Source organism: Blastococcus sp. SYSU DS0669, assembly GCF_054050895.1.
Map to the genome: position 1 here is coordinate 119442 of NZ_JBJHAE010000008.1, position 21475 is coordinate 140916.

General features: G+C 75.7%; 22 protein-coding genes. 3 read left to right on the top strand and 19 right to left on the bottom strand.

The annotated features are described in order from the left end of the window. Positions 1 to 53 precede the first annotated feature (53 nt). The 14 genes from ccsB to ACI792_RS11195 all read right to left on the bottom strand — a co-directional run bounded on the left by ccsB (position 54) and on the right by ACI792_RS11195 (position 14213). Positions 54 to 998 (bottom strand): c-type cytochrome biogenesis protein CcsB, encoded by a 945-nt coding sequence (gene ccsB / locus ACI792_RS11130; protein ID WP_456602625.1) that lies wholly within the window; start codon positions 996 to 998, stop codon positions 54 to 56. Next, positions 991 to 2610 (bottom strand): cytochrome c biogenesis protein ResB, encoded by a 1620-nt coding sequence (resB, locus tag ACI792_RS11135; RefSeq protein WP_456602626.1) that lies wholly within the window; start codon positions 2608 to 2610, stop codon positions 991 to 993. Before resB ends, ccsB begins: the two co-directional genes overlap by 8 nt. Beyond that, positions 2607 to 3431 (bottom strand): cytochrome c biogenesis CcdA family protein, encoded by an 825-nt coding sequence (locus ACI792_RS11140; RefSeq protein ID WP_456602627.1) that lies wholly within the window; start codon positions 3429 to 3431, stop codon positions 2607 to 2609. Before ACI792_RS11140 ends, resB begins: the two co-directional genes overlap by 4 nt. Before the next feature lie 2 nt (positions 3432 to 3433). Then, entirely contained in the window at positions 3434 to 4006 is a 573-nt protein-coding gene (locus tag ACI792_RS11145) for a redoxin domain-containing protein (protein ID WP_456602628.1), read from the bottom strand. Then, positions 4003 to 4635, bottom strand: a complete 633-nt coding sequence (locus ACI792_RS11150; RefSeq protein WP_456579737.1) for a histidine phosphatase family protein — start codon at positions 4633 to 4635, stop codon at positions 4003 to 4005. The genes ACI792_RS11145 and ACI792_RS11150 overlap by 4 nt, the downstream gene beginning before the upstream one ends. Continuing rightward, a complete protein-coding gene (gene hemL, locus ACI792_RS11155) occupies positions 4632 to 5999 on the bottom strand; it encodes a glutamate-1-semialdehyde 2,1-aminomutase (protein ID WP_456602629.1) in 1368 nt (455 codons plus the stop codon). Before hemL ends, ACI792_RS11150 begins: the two co-directional genes overlap by 4 nt. Continuing rightward, positions 5996 to 6475, bottom strand: coding sequence for a hypothetical protein (locus ACI792_RS11160; protein WP_456602630.1), 480 nt, complete (start codon positions 6473 to 6475; stop codon positions 5996 to 5998). The genes hemL and ACI792_RS11160 overlap by 4 nt, the downstream gene beginning before the upstream one ends. Before the next feature lie 19 nt (positions 6476 to 6494). Beyond that, positions 6495 to 7514 (bottom strand): porphobilinogen synthase, encoded by a 1020-nt coding sequence (gene hemB, locus ACI792_RS11165; RefSeq protein WP_456602631.1) that lies wholly within the window; start codon positions 7512 to 7514, stop codon positions 6495 to 6497. Continuing rightward, positions 7511 to 9055 carry a uroporphyrinogen-III synthase gene (locus ACI792_RS11170; RefSeq protein WP_456602632.1) on the bottom strand — a complete coding sequence of 515 codons (1545 nt, stop codon included), beginning with the start codon at positions 9053 to 9055 and terminating at the stop codon, positions 7511 to 7513. Before ACI792_RS11170 ends, hemB begins: the two co-directional genes overlap by 4 nt. 91 nt (positions 9056 to 9146) lie before the next feature. Beyond that, positions 9147 to 10133: a hydroxymethylbilane synthase gene (gene hemC / locus ACI792_RS11175; RefSeq protein ID WP_456602633.1), complete on the bottom strand. Its 987-nt coding sequence runs from the start codon at positions 10131 to 10133 to the stop codon at positions 9147 to 9149. After that, the gene (locus tag ACI792_RS11180; RefSeq protein ID WP_456602634.1) at positions 10130 to 11482 is read right to left on the bottom strand and encodes a glutamyl-tRNA reductase; all 1353 of its coding nucleotides are present in this window, start codon (positions 11480 to 11482) and stop codon (positions 10130 to 10132) included. Before ACI792_RS11180 ends, hemC begins: the two co-directional genes overlap by 4 nt. Then, the gene (locus tag ACI792_RS11185; RefSeq protein ID WP_456579744.1) at positions 11479 to 12138 is read right to left on the bottom strand and encodes a redox-sensing transcriptional repressor Rex; all 660 of its coding nucleotides are present in this window, start codon (positions 12136 to 12138) and stop codon (positions 11479 to 11481) included. Before ACI792_RS11185 ends, ACI792_RS11180 begins: the two co-directional genes overlap by 4 nt. A 244-nt stretch (positions 12139 to 12382) precedes the next feature. After that, positions 12383 to 12622 carry a glutaredoxin family protein gene (locus ACI792_RS11190; protein WP_456602635.1) on the bottom strand — a complete coding sequence of 80 codons (240 nt, stop codon included), beginning with the start codon at positions 12620 to 12622 and terminating at the stop codon, positions 12383 to 12385. After that, complete coding sequence (locus ACI792_RS11195) at positions 12615 to 14213, bottom strand: AMP-binding protein (RefSeq protein WP_456602636.1); 1599 nt, start codon at positions 14211 to 14213, stop codon at positions 12615 to 12617. Before ACI792_RS11195 ends, ACI792_RS11190 begins: the two co-directional genes overlap by 8 nt. A 199-nt stretch (positions 14214 to 14412) precedes the next feature. Here ACI792_RS11195 and ACI792_RS11200 point away from each other — a divergent pair, with 199 nt between their 5' ends. From ACI792_RS11200 to ACI792_RS11210, 3 genes are all read left to right on the top strand, one after another. Continuing rightward, positions 14413 to 15165, top strand: coding sequence for a sigma-70 family RNA polymerase sigma factor (locus ACI792_RS11200; RefSeq protein ID WP_456602637.1), 753 nt, complete (start codon positions 14413 to 14415; stop codon positions 15163 to 15165). A gap of 113 nt (positions 15166 to 15278) precedes the next feature. Beyond that, positions 15279 to 16415, top strand: coding sequence for a DUF5667 domain-containing protein (locus tag ACI792_RS11205; protein ID WP_456602638.1), 1137 nt, complete (start codon positions 15279 to 15281; stop codon positions 16413 to 16415). 113 nt (positions 16416 to 16528) lie between these two features. Further along, entirely contained in the window at positions 16529 to 17431 is a 903-nt protein-coding gene (locus ACI792_RS11210) for an HAD family hydrolase (protein WP_456579749.1), read from the top strand. 39 nt (positions 17432 to 17470) lie between these two features. Here the strand turns inward: ACI792_RS11210 and ACI792_RS11215 are convergent, their stop codons facing one another. The 5 genes from ACI792_RS11215 to proC all read right to left on the bottom strand — a co-directional run bounded on the left by ACI792_RS11215 (position 17471) and on the right by proC (position 21274). Then, positions 17471 to 18382, bottom strand: a complete 912-nt coding sequence (locus ACI792_RS11215; protein ID WP_456579750.1) for a lysophospholipid acyltransferase family protein — start codon at positions 18380 to 18382, stop codon at positions 17471 to 17473. Beyond that, positions 18375 to 19481: an NAD-dependent epimerase/dehydratase family protein gene (locus ACI792_RS11220; protein WP_456579751.1), complete on the bottom strand. Its 1107-nt coding sequence runs from the start codon at positions 19479 to 19481 to the stop codon at positions 18375 to 18377. Before ACI792_RS11220 ends, ACI792_RS11215 begins: the two co-directional genes overlap by 8 nt. Positions 19482 to 19491: 10 nt before the next feature. Further along, the gene (locus ACI792_RS11225) at positions 19492 to 19590 is read right to left on the bottom strand and encodes a 30S ribosomal protein bS22 (protein ID WP_012854759.1); all 99 of its coding nucleotides are present in this window, start codon (positions 19588 to 19590) and stop codon (positions 19492 to 19494) included. 163 nt (positions 19591 to 19753) lie between these two features. Beyond that, positions 19754 to 20098, bottom strand: coding sequence for a helix-turn-helix domain-containing protein (locus tag ACI792_RS11230; protein WP_456579752.1), 345 nt, complete (start codon positions 20096 to 20098; stop codon positions 19754 to 19756). A 357-nt stretch (positions 20099 to 20455) separates the two neighbouring features. After that, positions 20456 to 21274, bottom strand: coding sequence for a pyrroline-5-carboxylate reductase (gene proC, locus ACI792_RS11235; RefSeq protein ID WP_456602639.1), 819 nt, complete (start codon positions 21272 to 21274; stop codon positions 20456 to 20458). Positions 21275 to 21475 lie beyond the last annotated feature (201 nt).

The window sequence follows — 21475 nt, forward strand, 5'->3', positions numbered from 1 at the left end:
GCCGGACAACCGGCGGCATTGACGGCGCGGTGCTGCCCGGACGGGGGAGGCCGTCACTCGACCCCGGCGTAGCTGTGCAGTCCGCTGGAGACCAGGTTGACGAAGGTCAGGTTGAAGATCATGACCGCGAGGCCGACCACGTTGACCCACGCCGCCTTGCGCCCGCGCCAGCCCGGCGTCGTGCGCGCGTGCAGGTAGGCGGCGTAGACGACCCAGGCGACGAAGGACCAGGTCTCCTTCGGGTCCCAGCCCCAGAAGCGACCCCAGGCCGCCTCGGCCCAGATGGCGCCGGCGATGACGGCGAAGGTCCAGATCGGGAAGCCGAGCACCGCGGTGCGGTGGGCGACGCGGTCCAGGGTGGCGGCCACGGGCAGCCGGGAGACGACGCCGGTGCCCTCGTCCGCGCCGGGGCGCGACTTCACCAGGTAGAGGGCGCTGGCGATGCCGCTGACCATGAAGATGCCGAAGCCGAGGATCGCCGCGGTGACGTGGATGGCCAGCCAGGAGGACCGCAGCGCGGCGACGACGGGCGCGGCCTCGGTGTAGAGGCCCAGCCCGATGGCCACGAGGGAGAGCACGACCGGGCCGAGCACGAAGACGCCGATGTGCCGCAGGTTGGGCGTGCGCACCGCGAGCACCACGTACGCCACGACCGCGACCAGCACGACCGCCGTCGCGAACTCGTACATGTTGCCCCACGGCAGGCGGTCGGTCGCCATGCCGCGGGTGACGAGGATGCCGGTGTGGGTGAGCGCGCCCAGCACGGTCAGCCCGATCGCGGCGAGCCCCCACCGGTTGCCCCGCGGCGTCTCGCCGGCTGGGACCTGCTCGGGGGTGCCGCCGCCGGAGCCGGCGCCGACGGCGGCCAGCTCGCGGGTCCGGGACACGCGCCGGCCGAAGGCGAGCTGCGCGCAGAAGGCGAGCAGCGCGACGGAGTAGATGGCGACGCTCACGGAGAAGAGGCTGTCCGACAGCTCGGCCAGCGACGGGTCAGTCACGCGGGGGGACCTCCGGATCGGGTGCGGTGCGGGCGGGCGGGGCCGCGGCCAGCGCGTCCCGCAGTTCGTCGGACAGGGCCTCGAACCGGGAGCCGCCCTCGCCACCGCCGCGCGTCAGCGACGCCAGCGTGAGCACGGTACCGCCGCCGCCGGCGGCCGGTTCGGCCCGGGCGAAGACGCGCTCGCGGCGGAGGAGCAGCATGCCGAGCAGCCCGCCGAGCAGGGCGATGGCCGCGCCCAGCACCCACAGCTGGCCGGGATCGTGGGAGTACTGCAGCGCGGCGAACTCCTTGACCCCGGTGAAGGTGATGCGGGTGCCGTCGGGGAGGTCCAGCGTCTCCCCCACCGACAGGTTCGCGGCACCGACCTCGGTGAGCCGGCCGCGTTCGATCTGGCTCTGGTCGATCGAGTAGACCGACTGCGGCAGGCCCGAGTCGAGGCCGAGGTAGCCGGAGTAGGCGATGAGCGCCACCTGCGGCGCGAGCGGCCGCGGGTCGACCGAGGTGAGCACGCCGCCCTGCAGCAAGCCGGTGGGGGCGAGGAACCCCTCCACCGCCAGCTGCTCCTCCTGACCGGGGACGTCGGGCAGCTTGAGCGCGCCCTCGCTGGCCATCGTCTGCTGGTCGGTGGGCAGGAAGGGCACGGTCAGGTCGGTGAACGTCGTCCCGTCCGGCACGGTGACGGTGAACGTCGGGCTGAAGCCGTGGCCGGTGACGTAGACCCGGTCACCGTCGAGGCGCAGCGGGTCGTTGACGCCGATGGTCCGGGAGCGCTCCTCGCCGGCGGGGGCGCCGTAGCGGATGTCGGCGGTGAACGAGGCGGCGGTGAGGTTCTCCTCGTACTCGGCGCGGAACTGGTCGAGGTCGACGCAGAGCGCGTTGAGGTCGCCGCTGTCGACGAGGGGGCCCGCCGAGTACGTGTCGTACTGCTGGAAGGAGTTGCAGAAGCCCTGCCCCTCGGTGACCAGGATGCTGCCCTCGTAGCCCCACAGCTTCCCGCCGGCCAGGCCGAGCAGGAGGGCCAGCAGGGAGAGGTGGAAGACCAGGTTGCCGGTCTCCTTGAGGTAGCCCTTCTCGGCCGAGAGCTCCGGCCCGCGCGCGCCCTGGCGGCGGACGACCCGGAAGCGGCGCACCCGCAGCTCCTCCTCGACGAGGTCGAGCGCGGCGCCGGGGGCCGCCGGCGCGGTCAGCCGCCCGGAGTCCGGCAGCCGCAGGAGGTTCCGCGGTGCCGGCGGCGGGGGGGTGCGCAGGGACCGGGCGTGCTCGGCGGCGCGCGGCAGCACGCAGCCGATCAGCGAGACGAAGAGGAGCAGGTAGACCGCGGCGAACCACGGCGAGCTGAAGACGTCGAAGAGGTAGAGCCGGTCGAGCACCGGGGCGAGCTCGGGGTGGTCGGCGAAGTACTGGTTGACGTTGTTCTGCGACAGCGCCCGCTGCGGCAGGAGCGACCCGGGCACGGCCGCGAGCGCCAGCAGGAACAGCAGCACGATCGCCGTGCGCATCGCGGTCAGCCGCCGCCACCAGCGCAGCAGCAGACCGCCCAGCCGCCGGCCCGCCGAGGGGCCGGGGGGCGGGGCGGGTGCGGCCGGCCGCGGGGGTGCCTCGACGCTCACAGCGCCGAGTCCCCGAAGCCGGTGGCCGCCAGCCACGAGCGCAGCCAGCCCATCATCTCGGTCCAGGCGCCGGTGAGCAGGAGCAGGCCGATGAGGACCAGGACGGCGCCGCCGAAGCGGGTGACGGCGCGGGCGTGCCGGCGCAGGAACGAGGTGGCGCCGACGGCCCAGCGGGCGCCCAGCGCCACCAGCAGGAAGGGGACGCCGAGGCCCAGGCAGTAGGCGACGCCCAGCAGCGCGCCGCGCCCGGCGGTGGCCTCGGAGACCGCCAGCGAGTAGACCGCGCCGAGGGTCGGCCCGAGGCAGGGCGTCCAGCCCAGGCCGAAGACGATGCCCAGCAGCGGGGCCCCGGCGAGCCCGGTGACCGGCCGCGCGCGGAGCCGCTTGGTGCGCTGCAGCAGCGGCAGCCAGCCGAGGAAGCCCAGCCCGACGACGACCGTGATCGCCCCGAACACCCGGTTGAGGGTCTCGGCGTGCTCGACCAGCAGCCGGCCCAGCCCGCCGAACGCGGCGCCGAAGGCCACGAAGACGAGGGTGAAGCCGAGCACGAACAGCAGCGCGCCGAGCACCACCCGCCCGCGGGGCGCGCGGTCGTCCACCGGCGCGCGCACCGCCGTCGCCGTGCCACCCCCGGAGGGCGCGGGTGTGGCGGCCGCGGTCCGGGTGCCGCTGCCGACCAGCCCGGTGACGTAGGAGAGGTAGCCGGGCACCAGCGGCAGCACGCAGGGCGAGGCGAAGCTGATCAGCCCCACGAGCGCGGCGACGCCGGCCGCCACGAGCAGTGGCCCGTCGGTGACCAGGCCGGCGAAGGTCTCCCCCACGGTCAGGCCCCTTCCGCCAGCAGCAGGTCCAGGGTGCCGCGCAGGTCGTCCTGCTGCACCGCCGCGGTGTACACGGCGGCCACCCGACCCTGCCGGTCCAGCACCACGGTCGAGGGGATCGCGTTGGCCGGGTAGTCGCGGAACGCGAGGGCGACCTCGCCGCGCGGGTCGAACAGCGACGGGAAGGTGATCTCCCCGCCGTCGAGGAAGGCCTGCGCCAGCTGGCGGTCGTCCTTGACGTTGATGCCGAGGAACTCGACCCCCTCGGCCCCGACCTCGCCGTAGACCTCCTCGAACTCCGGCGTCTCCACCCGGCAGGGCGGGCACCAGGAGCCCCAGAAGTTGATCACCGCGATCTCGCCGTCCAGCGTCGTCGACTCGAAGGCGCTCCCGTCCAGCAGCTCGCCGGTGAACCGCGGCGCGGCCTGCCGCTCGTCGGCCGGGATGACCTCGCCGGCGGGCGTGCCGGCCACGAAGCGGAACTCGCCGCCGTTGTTGACGTCGACGGCGTCGGAGCCGGTGCTGCACCCGGCGAGCAGCGCCGTCGCCAGGACGGCCGTGAGCACCTTCCTCATGCGCCCGGCACCGCGTCGGGGTCGGTGGCGCCGGCCGGCTCGGCGTACGCGACGCCCACGAACCGGTCGTCCTCGTAGGTGAGCGAGGTGACGCTGGCCAGCGAGCACTCCCGGCGGCGGGGGTCGTGGGCGAAGCGGCGTCCCTCGACGTGCAGGCGGGTGGTCCAGATGGGCAGCTGGTGGCTGACCAGCACGGCCTCGTGGCCGCGGGCGGTGTCGCGGGCGGCCTCGACGGCGGCGATCATGCGCGCGGCGATCTCGACGTACGGCTCGCCCCAGGAGGGCTCCATGGGGTTGCGCAGCTTCCACCAGTTGCGGGGCGCCCGGAAGACGCCGCCCCCGCGGCCGACGACCGTGCCCTCGAAGGCGTTGCCCGCCTCGATGATCCGCTCGTCGACGGCGACCTCCAGCCCCGTGGCCTCGGCCAGGGGGCGGATGGTCTGCCGGGCCCGCTCCAGGGGGCTGGACACCAGGTGGACGACGTCCCGGCCGCGGAACCACTCCGCGGCCGCGACCGCCATGGCCTCGCCGGCGGCCGACAGCCGGTAGCCGGGCAGCCGGCCGTAGAGCACGCCGGCGGGGTTGTGCACCTCGCCGTGCCGGAGGAGGTGGACGACGGTGGTGGTCACGAGGAGCGCTCGCTGTCGATCGCGCCGGTGCGGTGGGCGTCGGCCTCGGCGGCGGCGCGGGCCGCCGCGGGCAGGGCCTCGAGCACGCGGTCGAGGGCCTCGCCGTCGAGCTGCGCGTTGACGAACCAGGCCTCGAACGCCGACGGCGGGAGGTACACCCCGCGGGCGAGCAGCGCGTGGAAGAAGGCGGTGTAGCGGGAGACGTCCTGCGTGCGGGCGTCGTCGTAGTCGCGCACCTGCCGCTCGTCGGGCACGAAGAAGATCGAGAACATGTTGCCGGCCTGCTGCACCCGGTGCGGCACACCGGCGGCGAACAGCGCGGCGCTCGCGGCCCCGCGCAGGACGGCGGAGACCTCGTCGCAGCGGGCGTAGACCTCGTCGGTGCAGTTCCGCAGCGTGGCCAGGCCCGCCGCGACCGCCACCGGGTTCCCCGACAGGGTGCCCGCCTGGTAGACCGGCCCGCTCGGCGCGAGGTGGTCCATGAGGTCGGCCCGCCCCCCGAAGGCCGCCGCGGGCAACCCGCCGCCCATCACCTTGCCGAAGGTGAACAGGTCGGCGTCGACCGGGTCCAGGCCGTACCAGCCCGACCGCGAGACCCGGAAGCCGGTCATGACCTCGTCGAGGACCAGCAGCGCGCCGTGGGCGGCCGTGATCCGGCGGAGCTCGGCGTTGAACCCGTCCAGCGGGGGCACGACGCCCATGTTGCCCGGCGCCGCCTCGCTGACCACCGCGGCGATCTGCGCCCCCCGCTCGGCGAAGACGGTCTCGACGGCGGCGACGTCGTTGTAGGGCAGCACGATCGTGTCGGCGGCGGCCCCGGTGGTGACGCCGGGGGTGTCGGGCAGCCCGAGCGTCGCGACCCCGGAGCCGGCCGAGGCGAGCAGCGCGTCGACGTGCCCGTGGTAGTTGCCGGCGAACTTGACCAGCAGGGGGCGGCCCGTCGCGCCGCGGGCCAGCCGCACCGCCGAGAGGACCGCCTCGGTGCCGGAGTTGACCAGCCGGACCCGCTCGACCGGCGCCACGCGGGCCCGGATCTCCTCGGCGAGCTCCAGCTCGCCCTCGGTGGGGGCGCCGAAGGACAGGCCCCGGCGCGCGGCGGCGGTGACCGCCTCGACGACGGCGGGGTGCGCGTGGCCCAGGATCATCGGCCCCCACGAGCTGACCAGGTCCACGTAGCGCCGTCCGTCGGCGTCGGTGATCCAGGGACCGGAGCCCTCGGCCATGAAGCGCGGCGTGCCGCCGACGGCGCGGAAGGCGCGCACCGGGCTGTTCACCCCGCCCGGGGTGATCTCCTGACCGCGGGCGAAGAGGCCGGCCGAGACCGGGGCCTCGTAGGTGTAGGGCGGGCTGTCCAGCGAGGTCACGTCCCCAGTGTCCCCTCTGCGCCGGGCGACCGTTCGGAGGCGTGGCGCACACCCGCCAGCAGGGCCGCCCGCAGCGCCGCGGGGTCGCGGGTCGGGACGAGCACCGTCCGGCCGTCGGTCAGCCGCAGCGGCAGCCCGGTGCGGCCGCGTGGCAGCGACCAGCCCCCGCCGAGCACGGGGGCGCCGGCGTCGACCCCGGCGTCGGCCTCCCGCAGCGCCGTCGCGTCGACCTCGCGCAGCGGCACCTGCTCGCGGCCCACCGCCAGGCCGTCGGCGTCCACCCGGACCGTCCACACCCGGCGGGCGGAGAGGCAGCCGATGGCGACGACGCCGGGCACCGCGACCAGCGTGACCACCCAGACCAGCGGCGGGACGTCGGGCCCGGGCAGCACCAGGTCCCAGACGACGAGGAGCCCGAGGACCCCGGCGACCAGCCAGAACGGCCGCCAGGAGCCCCCGGGCTCGACGTACGTCATGTCCCCGACCACCACCGGGTCAGCGGGTGAGCAGCCGCGCGGCCTCGACGGCCCAGTAGGTGAGCACCTGGCCGGCGCCCGCGCGGCGGATGGCGACCAGCGTCTCGAGGATCGCCCGCTCGCGGTCCACCCAGCCGTTGGCGGCGGCCGCCTCGACCATCGCGTACTCGCCGCTGACCTGGTAGGCGCTCACCGGCACCTGCACGGCCTCGGCGACGCGCGCCACGATGTCCAGGTAGGGCAGCGCCGGCTTCACCATCACCGCGTCGGCGCCCTCGGCCAGGTCCTGCGCCACCTCGCGCAGCGCCTCGTCGGCGTTCGGCGGGTCCATCTGGTAGGTCGACCGGTCGCCGAACTGCGGGGCACCCTCGGCCGCCTCGCGGAAGGGGCCGTAGAAGCCCGAGGCGTACTTGGCCGCGTAGGCCAGGATCGGCACCTCGGTGGACGCGGCGCTGTCGAGCCCGGCGCGGATCGCCGCCACCTGGCCGTCCATCATCCCGCTGGGGGCCACCAGGTGGGCGCCGGCCTGCGCCTGCGCGATCGCCACGGCGGCGTACCGGTCCAGGGTCGGGTCGTTGTCCACCACGCCCGCCGGGGTGACGACGCCGCAGTGGCCGTGGTCGGTGTACTCGCACAGGCAGAGGTCGGCCATGAGCACCAGCTCGTCGCCGAGGTCGGCCCGCAGGTTCTGCAGCGCCACGTTGACCACGCCGTCGGCGGCGTCGGCCTGCGAGCCGACCGGGTCCTTGCCCGACGGGATGCCGAAGAGCATCAGCCCGCCGATGCCGGCCTCGGCCGCCTCGTGCGCGGCCTTCCGCAGCGAGTCCTGCGTGTGCTGGACCACGCCGGGCATCGAGCCGATGGGCACCGGGGCGTCGATGCCCTCCTTGACGAAGACCGGCAGCACCAGGTCGGCCGGGGCCACCCGGGTCTGCGCGGTCAGCCGCCGCAGCGCGGGCGTCGACCGCAGCCGGCGCCCGCGTGCGAAGCCCGGGTTCGCGCCCTGCACGTGTCCCGCCCCGCCACCCGAGCCGGTCACTTACCCTCGCCGTCCTCCGCCTCGCGCAGCGACAGGGCGTACTCGGCCAGCGCGTCGACCAGCGGCGCGACGGCGGCCGTCTCCGGCTGCACGTCGACCCGCAGCCCGAACTCCTGCGCGCTCGCGGCGGTGGCCGGGCCGATCACCGCGACCACGGTCTTGGCGTGCGGCTTGCCGGCGATGCCGACCAGGTTCCGCACGGTGCTCGACGAGGTGAAGCAGACGGCGTCGAAGCCACCGCCCTTGATCGCCTCGCGCACCGCCGCCGGCGGCGGGGCGGCCCGCACGGTCCGGTAGGCGGTGACGTCGTCGATCTCCCAGCCGCGCTCGACCAGCCCGGCCGCGAGGGTCTCGGTGGCGATGTCGGCGCGGGGCAGCAGCACCCGCTCGATCGGGTCGAGCACGTCGTCGTACTCCGGGAAGTCGGCGAGCAGGCCCTGGCTGGACTGCTCACCCGTGGGCACCAGCTCCGGCTGGATGCCGAAGTCCCGCACGGCCTCGGCCGTCTGCTCGCCGACGCAGGCGACCTTCACACCGGCGAAGGCGCGCGCGTCCAGGCCGAGCTCGACGAACTTCTCCCGCACGGCCTTCACCGCGTTGACCGAGGTGAAGACGATCCAGCCGTAGCGGCCGGTGACCAGGCCCTTGACGGCGCGGTCCATCTGGGCCGGGCTGCGCGGCGGCTCGACGGCGATCGTCGGCACCTCGACCGGCACGGCCCCGTAGGCGCGCAGCCGGTCGCTCATCTCGCCGGCCTGGTCCTTGGTCCGCGGCACGAGCACCCGCCAGCCGAACAGCGGGCGGCTCTCCCACCAGGACAGCCGGCCGCGCTTGTCGACGGCGGTGCCGACGGTGGCCACCACGGGCCCGCTCAGCGGGTCCAGCCCGGCGGTCTTCTCCGCCACGGCGGAGAGCTTGGTGACCAGGCTCTTCTGGCCGGTGCCCGAGCCGCCGGTGGTCACGACCAGGGGGGTGCTGCCGGAGAGGCCGCCCTCCACCAGGCGCACGGCGGCGTCCGGGAGCTGGTCGGCGGTGCCCTGCAGGACCAGCGTGCCGCCGGCCGCCGCGGCGGCGCCGGCCAGCGCGGGGAGGTCCACGCCGCTGCGCAGGTCCGCGGTCACCGCGGTGCTGCCCAGCGCGACCCCCGCGAAGGCGGGGACGGCGGTGGCGGTGGCGACGCCCGGCACCACGTCGAAGGGCACGGAGGTGCGCCCGACGGCGAGCACCTCCTTGACCACGTCGTCGGAGGTGTAGGGGTCACCGGTCACCAGCCGGACGACGACGGCGCCGTTCTTGGCGGCCGCGACCGCACCCTTGGCGACCTCGGCGGGCTCACCAGACACCGGCGTGAGCTCGGTCCCCGGGTTGGCCTCGCGGACGGCGTCCTGGACGGCGGCGGGAACGTCGGGGTCGACGAGGACCACCGCCGCCTCGGCCAGCGCGGCGCTCGCCCGGGCGGTCAGCATGCCCGGGTCGCCCGGGCCGGCGCCGACGAACACGACCCGGCCGGCGTGGCCTGCGGTCTTGCGCAAGCGCGTCATCGCGTGCTCCTGATCCTGGCCCGACTGCGTCGGGCGTCTGGTATGGCCCGAGGCGATCGGGCGTCTTCTGGGGTCTGGGTGGGGCGGGGGGTCACTCGCCGGCCGCCATGAGCGCGGCCGCGCCCCGGTCGAGCAGCTCGGCGGCGAGGCCCCGGCCGAGCGCGGCGGCGTCGGTCAGCGGCCCGGTGGCCGACCCGCGGACGGAGTCGCTGCCGTCCAGGGCGGTCACCGAGGCGCGGAGGAACAGCTCGGGGCCGCTCTCCCCCTCGGCGACCTCGGCGTACGCGGCGACCGGGGCGCTGCACCCGGCCTCGAGCGCGGCGAGGGTGGCGCGCTCGGCCACCACGCAGGCGCGCGTGGCGGGGTCCTCGAGCCGGCCCAGCAGCTCCCGGGTGCGGGCGTCGCTGGTGCGGCACTCCACGGCCAGGGCCCCCTGGGCCGGGGCGGGCAGCACCTGGAGCGGGTCGAGGGTCTCGGTGATCCGGTCGGTGCGGCCGATCCGGCTCAGCCCTGCCCGGGCCAGGACGACGGCGTCCAGGTCACCCGGGCCGCCGGGCGAGCCGGCCACGCGGGCCATCCGGCTGTCCACGTTGCCGCGGATCGGCACGATGTCCAGGCCGAGGCCGAGGGCCCGCAGCTGCGCGACGCGGCGCGGGGCGCCGGTCCCGATGCGCGAGCCGGGCGGCAGCTCGCCGAGCGTCAGCCCGTCGCGGGCCACCAGGGCGTCGCGCGGGTCCTCCCGCACCGGCACCGCGGCCAGGTTCAGCCCCGGCTCGGGCGCGGTCGGCAGGTCCTTGTAGCTGTGCACCGCCAGGTCGATCTCGCCGTCCAGCAGGGCGCGGCGGATCGCGGTCACGAACACGCCGGTGCCGCCCAGCTGGGCGATCGCCGCCGAGGACCGGTCGCCCTCGGTGCTGATCAGCACGAGCTCGACCGGCACGCCGGTGGCGGCGGTCAGGGCATCGGCGACGTCCTGGGACTGCGTCCGGGCCAGCACGCTGGCCCGGGTGCCCAGCCGCAGCGGGACGGCGGTCCCCGCCACCGGGGCGGCGGTGACCTGCACCTCGGTGGCGGTCATGCCGGGCCTCCCGGGCGGTCGGGGTCGACGGTGACGGCGTCGGCCAGCCGGCCGGCGCCGGGGGTGACGTCGGCGTCGATGCCCAGACCGAACAGTGCCCGCAGCGCGCCGGCGTAGTCGGTGCCGCCCGGCGTGGCGGCCAGCTCCTTGACCCGCACGGTGGGCTCGTGCAGCAGCTTGTCGACCACGCGGCGCACGGTGCGCGCGATCTCCGCGCGGGCCCGGCCGTCCAGGTCGGGCAGCCGGCCGGCCAGGCGGAGCAGCTCGGCGTCCACGACCTCGGCGGCCTGGCTGCGCAGCGCGGAGACGGTGGGCCCGACCTCGGCGGCCTGCCGCTCGGCGCGCAGCAGCGCCGTCTCGGCCTCGATCATGGCGCGGGCGGCGCTGATGTCGTCGGCCGCCACCGGCCCCGCGGTGGTCTCGCCGTCGTGCCGCTCGCCCTGCAGGAGGGCCAGGTCCACGACGTGCACGCCGGGCAGCGCGGCCACGCCCGGGTCGACGTCGCGGGGCAGGGCCAGGTCGATGACCACCAGCGGCCGGTCGCCCCGGCCGGTCATCGCCTGCGCGACGACGTCGGTGCCGACGACCAGCCCGGTCGCGCCGGTGCAGGTGAGGAGCACGTCGGCGGCGGCGAGCTCCTCACCCACGCCGGTCAGGGGAACGGCGCGGCCGTCGACCGCCTCGGCCAGCCGCCGGGCGGAGGCGGGGGTGCGGCTGCTGACGACCACGTCGGCGCCGCGACGGGCCAGCGTGGTCGCGGCGAGCGCGCCCATGGACCCCGCGCCGACGACGAGGACGGGCCGGCCGGCGAGGGCGCCGATGCGGGCCTCGGCCCGGTCCAGGGCCACGGAGACGAGCGAGGCGCCGGCCTGGTCGATGCCGGTCTCGGAGTGGATCCGCTTGCCCACCCGCAGCGCGCGCTGGGCGACCGGGTGCAGGGCGCGGCCGACGGTGCCCTCCTCGCGGGCGAGGGCGTAGGCGGCGCGCAGCTGCCCGAGCACCTGGGTCTCGCCGACGACCATCGAGTCCAGCCCGGCGGCCACGGTGAACAGGTGGGCCACGGCCTGGTCCTCGTAGTGCACGGTCACGTACGGGGAGAGCTCCTCCACCGTGGCGCCGGCCTGGCGCGCCAGCACCCGGCTGACGTCGGTGACGCCGCCGTGGAAGCGCTCGACCTCGGCGAACACCTCGACGCGGTTGCAGGTGGCGAGCACCAGCGCCTCGCTGACGTGGTCGCTACCGACCAGCTCGTGCAGCGCCTTGACCCGCTCGTCGGGACCCATCGCGAACTGCTCCAGCAGCGCGACCGGTGCGGTCTGGTGGCTCACGCCCACCGCCAGGAGGCTCATGCTGACTCCTCCCCCACGGGCACCCGCTGGTGGCCGAGGAAGGCCAGCACCTGGAGCTCCACGGAGAGGTCGACGTGGCGGACGTCGACGCCCGCGGGGGCCGACAGCGTCACCGGCGCGAAGTTCAAGATGCTCCTCACCCCGGCCGCGGCGAGCCGGTCGCAGACCTGCTGGGCGACGTCGGCCGGCGTCGCGATGACCCCGATGGAGGCCTGCGTGGCCGCGACGACCGCGTCGAGGTCGGCCACGTCCTGCACGGTCAGCCCGCCGATGCGCTGGCCGACCCGGCTCGGCGCGGCGTCGAGGAGGCCGACGAACTCGAAACCCCGGCTGCCGAAACCGGCGTAGTCGGCGAGCGCCGAGCCCAGGTTGCCGATACCCACGAGCACGCATGCGCGGGAGCGCTCGGCACCCAGCACGCGGGCGATGCGCTCGCGCAGGGCGCGCACGTCGTAGCCGACCCCGCGCACCCCGCAGGAGCCCAGGTGGGACAGGTCCTTGCGGAGGCCGGCCGGGTTGACCCCCGCGGCCGAGGCCAGGTCGCCGGAGGAGACGGTGGTCCGGCCGCCGTCGGCGAAGCTGGTCAGCACCCGCAGGTACACGGCCAGACGGGCGACGGTGGCCTCCGGGATCGACCGGGGCCGCGGCTGGATCACGGGCTCTCCACAGCGGTCGCGCCCGGGGGCCCGGCGGGCGCCGGGGGCGGGGCTACGACATCGGGGACGCGGGCGCACGAAGCGCTCACGACAGCCACGGTAACCGCTTGTGAACGCAGGAACAAAGTCGCCGGGACCGCATCGGCCCGTTGACCTGGGCCGATCGGGTCGCAGATGTGGTGGAGACCACGGTAGCCGCCGGGCGGCCGCCACCCGGACGGGGGGTGCGCGTCGGAGCCCGGCCCTACACCCCGAGGTCCCGCCGCAACCGGGGGACGTCGAGCGTGAAGTAGGAGTGCTCCCGGCCGTCGAGCAGAAGGACCGGCACCCGGTCGCCGTACTCGGCCTGCAGCTCCGGGTCGGCGTCGACGTCGACCTCGACGACCCGCAGGCCGGCGTTCGCGGCGAGGGGGGCCAGTTGCTCGGCCGCGGTGAGGCAGAGGTGGCAGCCGTCGCGCACCAGCAGCTGCAGGCGCTCAGCCATCGCCGGCCTCGCCGGTGGCGGCGGGCACCGTCTCGTCGGCGTCGCTGTCGGTGCCGGTGAGGCCCAGCTCGCGGAGCCGGGCCCGGCTGACCTTGCCGGTGAGCGAGTGGGGCAGCGACGGGAGGAAGTGGAGCGACGTCGGCACCTTGTACCGCGCCAGGGACTCCGCGGCGTGCGCCTGCAGGTCCTCGACCGCGAGCCGCTCCCCCGGCGCCAGCACGACGACGGCCTGCACCGCTGCCCCGGTGCGCGGCTCGGGCACACCGATGACCGCGCTCTCCGCCACCGCGGGGTGCTGGTCGAGGACCCGTTCCACCTCGGCCGGGTAGACGTTGAAGCCGCTGACGAGGATGAGGTCGCTGCGCCGGTCGACGAGGTGGAGGTCGCCGTCGGCGTCGCGGTAGGCGAGGTCGCCGGTGCCCAGCCACCCGTCCGCGTCCGGCCCGTCGGCGCCGTCGGGCCAGTAGCCGGAGAAGAGGTTGGGGCCGCGCACCCAGATCTCCCCCGGGCCCTCGTCGGCGCCGTCCTCGCCCCCGTCGCCGCCGGCCGGGTCGCCCGGGAGCGGTGCCGCGACGGCGGTGTCGCGCAGCGCGAGCTCCAGCCCGGGCACCGGGCCGCCGATGCAGGCGGGCTTGGCCCGGCCGGTGGCCAGGGTGCTGGCCACGACGGGCGCGGCCTCGGTGAGGCCGTAGCCCTCCCACACCGTGACGCCGGCGCGCTCGCGCATCGCCGTCCACACCTGCTCGGGCAGGGGTGCGGCGCCGGCGGAGGCGATGCGGACGGCGGCGAACGCGCGGCGGAGCATGGCGTCGGGGTGGGCGGGGTCCTCGAGGTTGTCGGCGTCGGCGACGGCCAGCCAGGCCTGGTACATCGGCGGCGCGCCGGGGACGGCGGTGACCTGCTCGTCGGCCATCAGCGCGAGGCAGGCGCGCGGGTCGAAGGTCTCCTGCAGGACCGCGCAGGCGCCGGTGGCGGCGACCAACCCGAAGCCGGCGTTCAGCCCGTAGACGTGGAACAGCGGCAGCACCAGCAGCACCCGGTCGTCGGCGCGGACGGGCGGCGGCGTCATGGCCAGGCACTGCTCCTGGTTGGCCCGCAGCGCGCCGGAGGTGAGCATCGCGCCGCGCGGTCGGCCGGTGGTCCCGCTGGTGTAGCAGAGGAAGGCCAGCGCCGCGGGGTCGTCGGCCACCGTGGGCGACGGCCCCTCGGCCTCGGGCGGCCCCGGGCAGACCGGGACCCCGGCCAGCGGGTCGCGCACGCCGGTGGCGACCAGCAGCGCGGCGCCGGAGTCGGTGAGCACGTGCTCGAGCTCGGGGTCGGTGTAGGCGGTGTTCACCGGGACGACGACGAGGCCCGCTCGCAGCCCGCCCAGCACCGCGCGCAGCCAGTCCACCCCGTTGGGCAGCTGGACGGCGACCCGGTCCCCCGCGGTCAGCCCGCGGCCGGCGTACCCCGCCGCGACCCGGTCGGCCGAGGCGTCGAGCTCGCCCCAGGTCAGCCGGCGGTCGCCGGACACCACGGCCAGGGCGTCCGGGTCGCGCTGCGCGGCCGCGCGGACGAGCGCGGCCAGCGAGGTGCCTGCCTCGGACACTGCATCTCCTGTCGTCGGTGCGGCACGCAGCCGGCGCCCCGGCGTGCGCTCGGAGGCGCGCGGGGGCAGGCTGCCGTGGACGGCCAGGGGCGATGTTGTCACCATGGGGGCCGCGCCGCAGCCCCCGCACGGTTCCGGCGCGCCCTGCGCACGAGGACGGTCCAGGCACAGCGGGCCGATGAGGAGGTCGAACGCCCGCATGCCGCACCCGCTGGATGCCGAGCGGTCCGCCGAGCCCCGCCCGCGTCCGACGCCGTTCCCCCGCGCGAGCTCCGAGGCCCTGCCCGTGCCCGTGGTGGCCCACCCGCCCGCCGGCCCCCCGATCGCCGTGCCCGACGCCGTCGACCTGCCCACCGAGGTCGTCGCGGAGCTCGCCGAGGTCGACCCGGGCCCGGTGGCGGCCGGCGACGTCGACGTCTGGGAGCTGGTGCGCCGGACGCAGGCCGGGGACGCCGAGGCATTCGGCCGGCTCTACGACCACTACGTGACGCTGGTGCACCGGTACGTCTACCACCGGGTCGGCGACCGGGCGACGGCCGAGGACGTCACCAGCGAGACCTTCGTGCGCGCGCTCCGGCGGATCGACTCGCTCTCGTTCCAGGGTCGCGACGTCGGCGCCTGGCTGGTCACGATCGCCCGCAACATCATCCGAGACCAGGTGAAGAGCAGCCGCTTCCGACTGGAGGTCAGCACCGCGGACATGCGGGACGCCGACCGGGCCACCGACGGCCCCGAGGACGCCGTCCTGCAGCACCTCACCAACGAGCAGCTGCTCGCCTGCGTGCGGCAGCTGGGGAGCGAGCAGCAGGAGTGCATCGTGTTGCGGTTCCTGCACGGTCTCTCCGTCTCCGAGACTGCCGAGATCATGGGGAAGAAGGACGGCGCCATCAAGGCGCTGCAGCACCGGGCGGTCCGGCGGCTGGCGAGCCTGCTCCCCGAGGGGCTGCGGTGACCCGTGCCTCCGGGGCCGGCCGTAACCGGCGGGACAGCTGCGTCGTTGGGCAGGTCCCGGCGGTCCCCCGCCGGAACCGGGAGCTCCGCTGCGGCGAGGACGGGAGGTGGCGGGTGATCCGGCCCGAGGACGGCTCGACGCTGACCGGTCCCGGCACCGAGGCGGCGGTAGCCGCCCGTCTCGAGGCCCTCGCCACGCAGCTCGACACCGGTCCCGACCCCCAGTACCGGGCCCGGGCGCGCGCCCGCCTCGTGGCGATGGCCGCCGTCCGCACCCCCGAGCCGGCGCCTGGCTCCCTCGGCCGGCGGCTGCTCGCCGCCCGGGCGGTGGACCGGCCGCCGTCGCGGTGGCGGGGACGGATCACCGCCGGGCTGGCCGGCGCGGCGGTCGGCGTGACCGGCCTGGCCGCACTGGTCGCCGTGGCGGCCGGGGCGCAGCCGGGCGACCCCCTCTACGACCTCAAGCGCGGCACCGAGCAGACCCAGCTCGCCCTCGCCGGCGACAGCCGCGGCCAGACCCTCCTGGAGCTGGCCACCACCCGGCTGGAGGAGCTGACCCACCTGGCCGGCACGGGGGAGCCGGCGCTGGTCGCGCGCACGCTGGAGACCATGGACCAGCACACCACCGAGGGCGCCGGCTGGCTCACCGGGCGCGCGGTGCAGACCCTCGACCCCGCGCCGCTGGACGTCCTGGCCCGCTGGACCGCCGGGCAGTCGGGTGCGCTCGCCACCCTGGCCGACGACGTGCCGGCGGACGCCGCACCGGCCTTCGGGCGGTCCACCGCGCTGCTGGATGCGCTCACCAGCCGGGTCGACGGGCTCCGCGGGGCGCTGCAGTGCGCGGCGGGCCCGGCCGTCCTCCGGGACGACGCCCTCGGCCCCGTCCCGGGGCCCTGCTCCACCGACGGCCCGGCGACCGTCGCCGAGGAGCCGCCCGGCCCCGCGCCTGCCGACCCCCGCACGGAGGTTCCGCCCTCGGCAGTCTCCACCGGCCCCGCGGCGCCGTCCGCTCCACCCGCCCCCGGGCCGGCGGGTGAGCCCGGGCCTCCGGCGCGGGGCGCCGGGCCCACGACCGTCGCGACCCCGGCGCCGACCGGCCTCACGCCGCCCCCGGTGCCGAGCCTGCCGGTGCCGGCCGGCCCCGGTACGGGCAGCGTGACCACGACGACGCCCCCGCCGGTGGTCGCCGTCCCCCTGCCGGGCCCGCTGGACGTCTGCCTGCCGCCGCTGATCACCATCGGCGACTGCTGACCACCGCCTCAGCCGGGCTGCCGGCCCGGCTAGGGTCGCAGGCGCGGGTGCAGGGGGACGGCGCCAGGCCCAGTTCCCGGTGCAGCGGAACGGATCGAGTGAGGGAGGTCGCCGTGCCCCGACTGTCCGTGCGCGGTCGCCGTGCCGCGCAGACCGACGAGGAGATCCGCGCCCACGTCGCCGGCGCTGCCTCGGCCGCGGCCGCCGAGGTCGCGAGCCCGCCCGCCGTCGAGCCCGACCTCACGGCCGCGGCCTTCTTCGACGTCGACAACACGATGATGATGGGCGCCTCGCTGTTCTGGTTCGCCCGCGGGCTGGCGGCGCGCAAGTACTTCTCCAACCGGGACCTGGCGCGCTTCGTCTGGCAGCAGGCCAAGTTCCGCATCGCCGGCAACGAGAGCGCCGACGACATGCTCACCATCCGGGAGAACGCGCTGGCCTTCGTCGCCGGCCGTGAGGTGTCGGAGATCCAGCAGGCCGGCGAGGAGATCTACGACGAGCTGATGGCCGACCGCATCTGGTCGGGCACCCGCGTGCTCGCGCAGCAGCACCTCGACGCCGGCCAGCGGGTCTGGCTGGTGACGGCCACGCCGGTGGAGCTGGCGTCGATCATCGCCCAGCGGCTGGGCCTGACCGGCGCTCTGGGCACCGTCTCGGAGATCGTCGACGGGCGGTACACCGGCCGGCTGGTCGGCGAGCTGATGCACGGCCCGGCGAAAGCGGAGGCCGTCCTCGCGCTCGCCGAGCGGGAGAGCCTGGACCTCTCCCGGTGCACCGCGTACAGCGACTCGGCCAACGACCTGCCGATGCTCTCGCTGACCGGCACGGCGGTGGCGGTCAACCCCGACACCGAGCTGCGCGCCGAGGCCCGTGCCCGGGGCTGGACCATCCGCGACTTCCGTACCGGACGGAAGGCGGCGAAGATCGGGCTGCCCACCGTCGCCGCGGCCGCGGTCTCCGGTGGGCTCGTCGGCGGCACGATCGCCCTGCGCCGCCGCAACAAGCTGCCGTGGTGACAAGAAGGACCCTCGTCCCCCCACGCTCGGCGCGGGCCGTCAGCTGAAGACGCTCCTGCGCTGCAGCAGGAGCTGGTACAGCGAGTGCTGGATCGTCTCGCGCACCTGGTCGGTCAGGTTGAAGACCAGCATCGGGTCCTCCGCCGCGGCCGGGCCGTAGGACGCCGTCTCGATCGGGGCGCCGAAGGCGATCAGCCACTTCGAGGGCAACGGCACCAGGCCCAGGGGGCCGAGCAGCGGGAACGTCGGCGTCACCGGGAAGTACGGCAGCCCCAGCAGGCGGGCGGCGGTGCGGGCGTTGCCGATCATCGGGTAGATCTCCTCGGCGCCCACGATGGCGCAGGGGATGATCGGCGCCCCGGTGCGCAGCGCCGCCGAGACGAAGCCGCCCCGGCCGAAGCGCTGCAGCGTGTAGCGCTCGCGGAACGGCTTGCCGATGCCCTTGAACCCCTCGGGGAAGACGCCCACCAGCTCGCCGCCTGTCAGCAGCCGCTCGGCGTCCTCGTTGCACGCCAGCGTGGCCCCGAACTTCCGGGCCAGCGCGCCGACCCCGGGCAGCTCGAAGACGAGGTCGGCGCCGAGCAGGCGGAACCGGCGTCCGGCCGGGTGCTCGTCGTGCAGGGCCACGGTGGTCATGAGCGCGTCCACCGGCAGCGTGCCGGAGTGGTTGGCCACCACGAGCGCCCCGCTGTCGGCGGGCACGTTCTCCAGGCCGAAGGTCTCCACCCGGAACCACCGGCGGAACAGCGGGCGCAGCGCCGGGAGCAGGACGTGGTCGGCCAGGTCGGGGTCGAAGCCGAACTCGTCGGTCTCGTACTCGCCGGTCAGCCGGCGCTGGAGGAAGTCGACGCCGCCGGCCAGCTGCTCCTCCCACCCCGGGGGTGCGGAGGGTGCGGCCACGCGGGGCTCGTCGTCCTCGGGGCGCAGCCGGATGACCCGGGCCTCAGGCATCGCGCACCGCCCGCAGCCCCGGCGCCGGCGGGGCCGGCCGGAACCGGTGCTCCACGGCCGAGGCGGTGTCGCCGAGCCGGCCCAGCACCGACCGCAGCCCGCCGCCCACCGCCCGGACGGCCCCCGGGTCGAGGACCGGGGGCACCGTGCGCGCGTAGTCCGCCAGGGCGGCCGCGGTGGTGTAGCGGGGGGTGCAGCCGAAGGTGGTGCGCAGCACCGTGGTGTCCACGACGCGGCCGAAGTTGAGGAAGCGCATCTGCTCCGGGGAGTAGTCGACGAAGCCGAACCGGCGCGACAGGCGCCCGACCGAGCCCAGCGCGGGAGAGGGCAGCGGGACCTCGATGCGACCGAGGCGGCGGATGGCCTGCGAGAGCAGGAGGGTGCCCTCACCGCCCACGTTGACGGTGCCGACGAAGTCGCCGGTGGTGGCCCGGGTCAGCACCGCGAGGGCGTCGTCCTCGTGCAGCAGCTGCACCCGGGCGTCGTAGCCCAGAGCCGTGGGCACCAGCGGCATCCGCAGGAAGCCGGTCAGCAGCGAGTCGATGCGCGGACCGATGAAGTTGGTGAAGCGGAGCACCGCGACGTCGACGTCGGGACGGCGGCGCCCGAAGGAGCGCACGTAGCCCTCGATGTCGACGCTGTCCCGGGCGAACCCGCCGGAGGGGACCTGGCGCGCCTGCATGGTCTCGGTGAAGACGGCCGGGTCGCGCGACGAGGCGCCGTAGACGGCGCTGGTCGACTTCAGCACGAACCGGCGCACCGACGACGCGCGCTGGCAGGCGGCCAGCAGCTGCATCGTGCCGATGACGTTGAGCTCCTTCATCGGCACCCGCCCACCGGAGCCGGCGGGCGTGGAGCTGATGTTCATGTGCACGACGGTGTCGACCGACGCCGCGGCGATGACCTTGCCGATCAGCGGGTTGCGGATGTCGGCCCGCACGAACTCGGTGCGACCCAGCCGGCGCAGCATGGCCGGCGACGGGGGGACGGTGTCCACCCCGATGACCCGCTGGATGCGCGGGTCGGAGGCGAGCTCGGCCGCCAGCGCGCCACCCAGCCACCGGCTCACACCGGTGACGAGGACGACCGCGGGCGGCACGAGCCTCAGCTCACTTCTTGTTGCGGCGCTGGACGCGCGTCTTCTTCAGCAGCTTGCGGTGCTTCTTCTTCGCCATCCGCTTGCGCCGCTTCTTGATGACCGAACCCACGTGTGCTCTCCCGACTTCGCGAAATGATCAGCTCGAACGCGGCAGCAGGACCGTGTCCCGCCCTCGCCCGGCGACCGAGCGTACCCGAGCCACCCCGCGGCGACGCTGCCGCGGGCGGCTCGGAGGAGACGACGTGGCTCCGTCCCGGAGGACGGGACCGTTCTCAGGCGATGTCGGTGTAGGCGTCGCGCAGGTAGTCCTGCACGGCGCGCTCCGGCACGCGGAACGAGCGGCCGACGCGGACGGCGGAGAGCTCACCGGCGTGGACGAGGCGGTACACGGTCATCTTCGAGACGCGCATCATCGAGGCGACCTCGGCGACGGTCAGGAAGGTGACGGCGGCGCGGGGGGCCGGGACGGCCGGGCGGCCGATCGGCATGGCGGCGGGGTGCTGGGCCGGGACCGGGCGGGCGACCGCCGCGGCGTTCATCGGGCGACCCATCTGACGGGGCATGGGCATCCCCGGACGGACGACGGTGGCGGCAGCGTGGCGCTGGGGCATGGTCATGTCTTCGTCTCCGGAACCTAGCTCGTGTCGTGGCGCCGGCTTCCCCACCGGCAACTGAACACGCACGCGCTGGTACTGAGAGTAAGGGGACGCGCGTGACGGAAGCGATGGGTGAAACGAACAGGCGGACCGGTCCGTCCTAGGCAGAACTACACGTATGCAACACGGTGCACACGCGTTCCGGCGCGTTTCGCGACACGGTGAGAAGTCGGTGACGCAGCGTCGTACCGATCCGCCCGGATGTGCATTACCGTGTTCGCCCGCTCACGCCGGGTGCCCGTCGACCTGTCGACACGAGAAGGCGCGGACACCGCGTCCCGCCCGGTCGACGTCAGGACTTGTCGTCAGGACTCGTCCTCAGGGCCGGTCGCGGCCGAGCTCCACCGAACGGGCGTGGGCCGCCTCGATGGCGGCCATCAGCGCGGCGCGGACGCCGTGCTTCTCCAGCTCCCGGATCGCGGCGATCGTGGTGCCACCGGGGCTGGAGACCGCCTCGCGGAGCTGGACCGGGTGCTCGCCCGAGTCCCGCATCATCACCGCCGCGCCCAGCGCCGTCTGCACGATGAGGTCTGCGGCCAGCGCCCGCGGCAGGCCCAGCAGGATGCCGGCGTCCACCATCGCCTCGACGAGGTAGAAGAAGTAGGCGGGGCCACTGCCCGACAGCGCCGTGACGGCGTCCTGCTGCGACTCGGGCACCCGGCGCACCTGCCCGACCGCGGCCAGCAGCGCCTCGGCCTCGTCGAGGTGCTCCTCCCCCGCGTGCGCGCCGGCCGAGAGCACGCTCATGCCCTCGTCCACGAGCGCGGGGGTGTTCGGCATGACCCGCACGACCGGGACGCCGGGCGGCAGCGCCGCCTCGATGCGCGCCGTGGGCACGCCCGCGGCCACGGAGACGACCAGGTGCCCCGTGTCGACGTGCTGGGCCACCAGGCCGAGGAGCGTCTCGATGTCCTGCGGCTTCACCGCGAGGAGCAGCACCCGCGCCCGGGCCGCGGCGTCGGCGAGCCCCACCGCGGGGACCCCGTAGCGCCCGGTGAGCTCCGCGGCGCGCCCCGCGCTGCGCTCGACGACGAGGAGCCCGTCGGCCCCGGCGCGCCGGACGAGGCCGGAGAGCAGCGCCTCCCCGATCTTGCCGCCGCCGATGATGGCCAGGCCGCGGCGGCCGGTGGCGGTCACGACCGCACCCCCGCGACGGGCGCCGGCACGCGGACGGCGTGGCCGGCGGCGAGCAGGCGGTGCTGCTCCTCGGTCGGGGCTCCCCAGTGCATGACGTGCTCCCAGCTGTCGGGGGGGGGGGGGCGGGCCGGGCCCGGCCGCCCCCGCGCTCGGGTTCATGTCTTTTTACTTCTTTTTGTCCCGGCGGTCCCCACGCCCCCC

Bases quoted from the DNA above. Each gene is read 5' to 3' on its own strand.
- ACI792_RS11170 (WP_456602632.1), bottom strand. From the start codon at position 9,055: ATGACGCGCTTGCGCAAGACCGCAGGCCACGCCGGCCGGGTCGTGTTC.
- ACI792_RS11190 (WP_456602635.1), bottom strand. From the start codon at position 12,622: ATGGCTGAGCGCCTGCAGCTGCTGGTGCGCGACGGCTGCCACCTCTGC.
- ACI792_RS11230 (WP_456579752.1), bottom strand. From the start codon at position 20,098: ATGACCATGCCCCAGCGCCACGCTGCCGCCACCGTCGTCCGTCCGGGG.
- ACI792_RS11145 (WP_456602628.1), bottom strand. From the start codon at position 4,006: ATGAGGAAGGTGCTCACGGCCGTCCTGGCGACGGCGCTGCTCGCCGGG.
- hemC (WP_456602633.1), bottom strand. From the start codon at position 10,133: ATGACCGCCACCGAGGTGCAGGTCACCGCCGCCCCGGTGGCGGGGACC.
- ACI792_RS11215 (WP_456579750.1), bottom strand. From the start codon at position 18,382: ATGCCTGAGGCCCGGGTCATCCGGCTGCGCCCCGAGGACGACGAGCCC.
- ACI792_RS11200 (WP_456602637.1), top strand. From the start codon at position 14,413: ATGCCGCACCCGCTGGATGCCGAGCGGTCCGCCGAGCCCCGCCCGCGT.
- ACI792_RS11180 (WP_456602634.1), bottom strand. From the start codon at position 11,482: ATGAGCCTCCTGGCGGTGGGCGTGAGCCACCAGACCGCACCGGTCGCG.
- ACI792_RS11160 (WP_456602630.1), bottom strand. From the start codon at position 6,475: ATGACGTACGTCGAGCCCGGGGGCTCCTGGCGGCCGTTCTGGCTGGTC.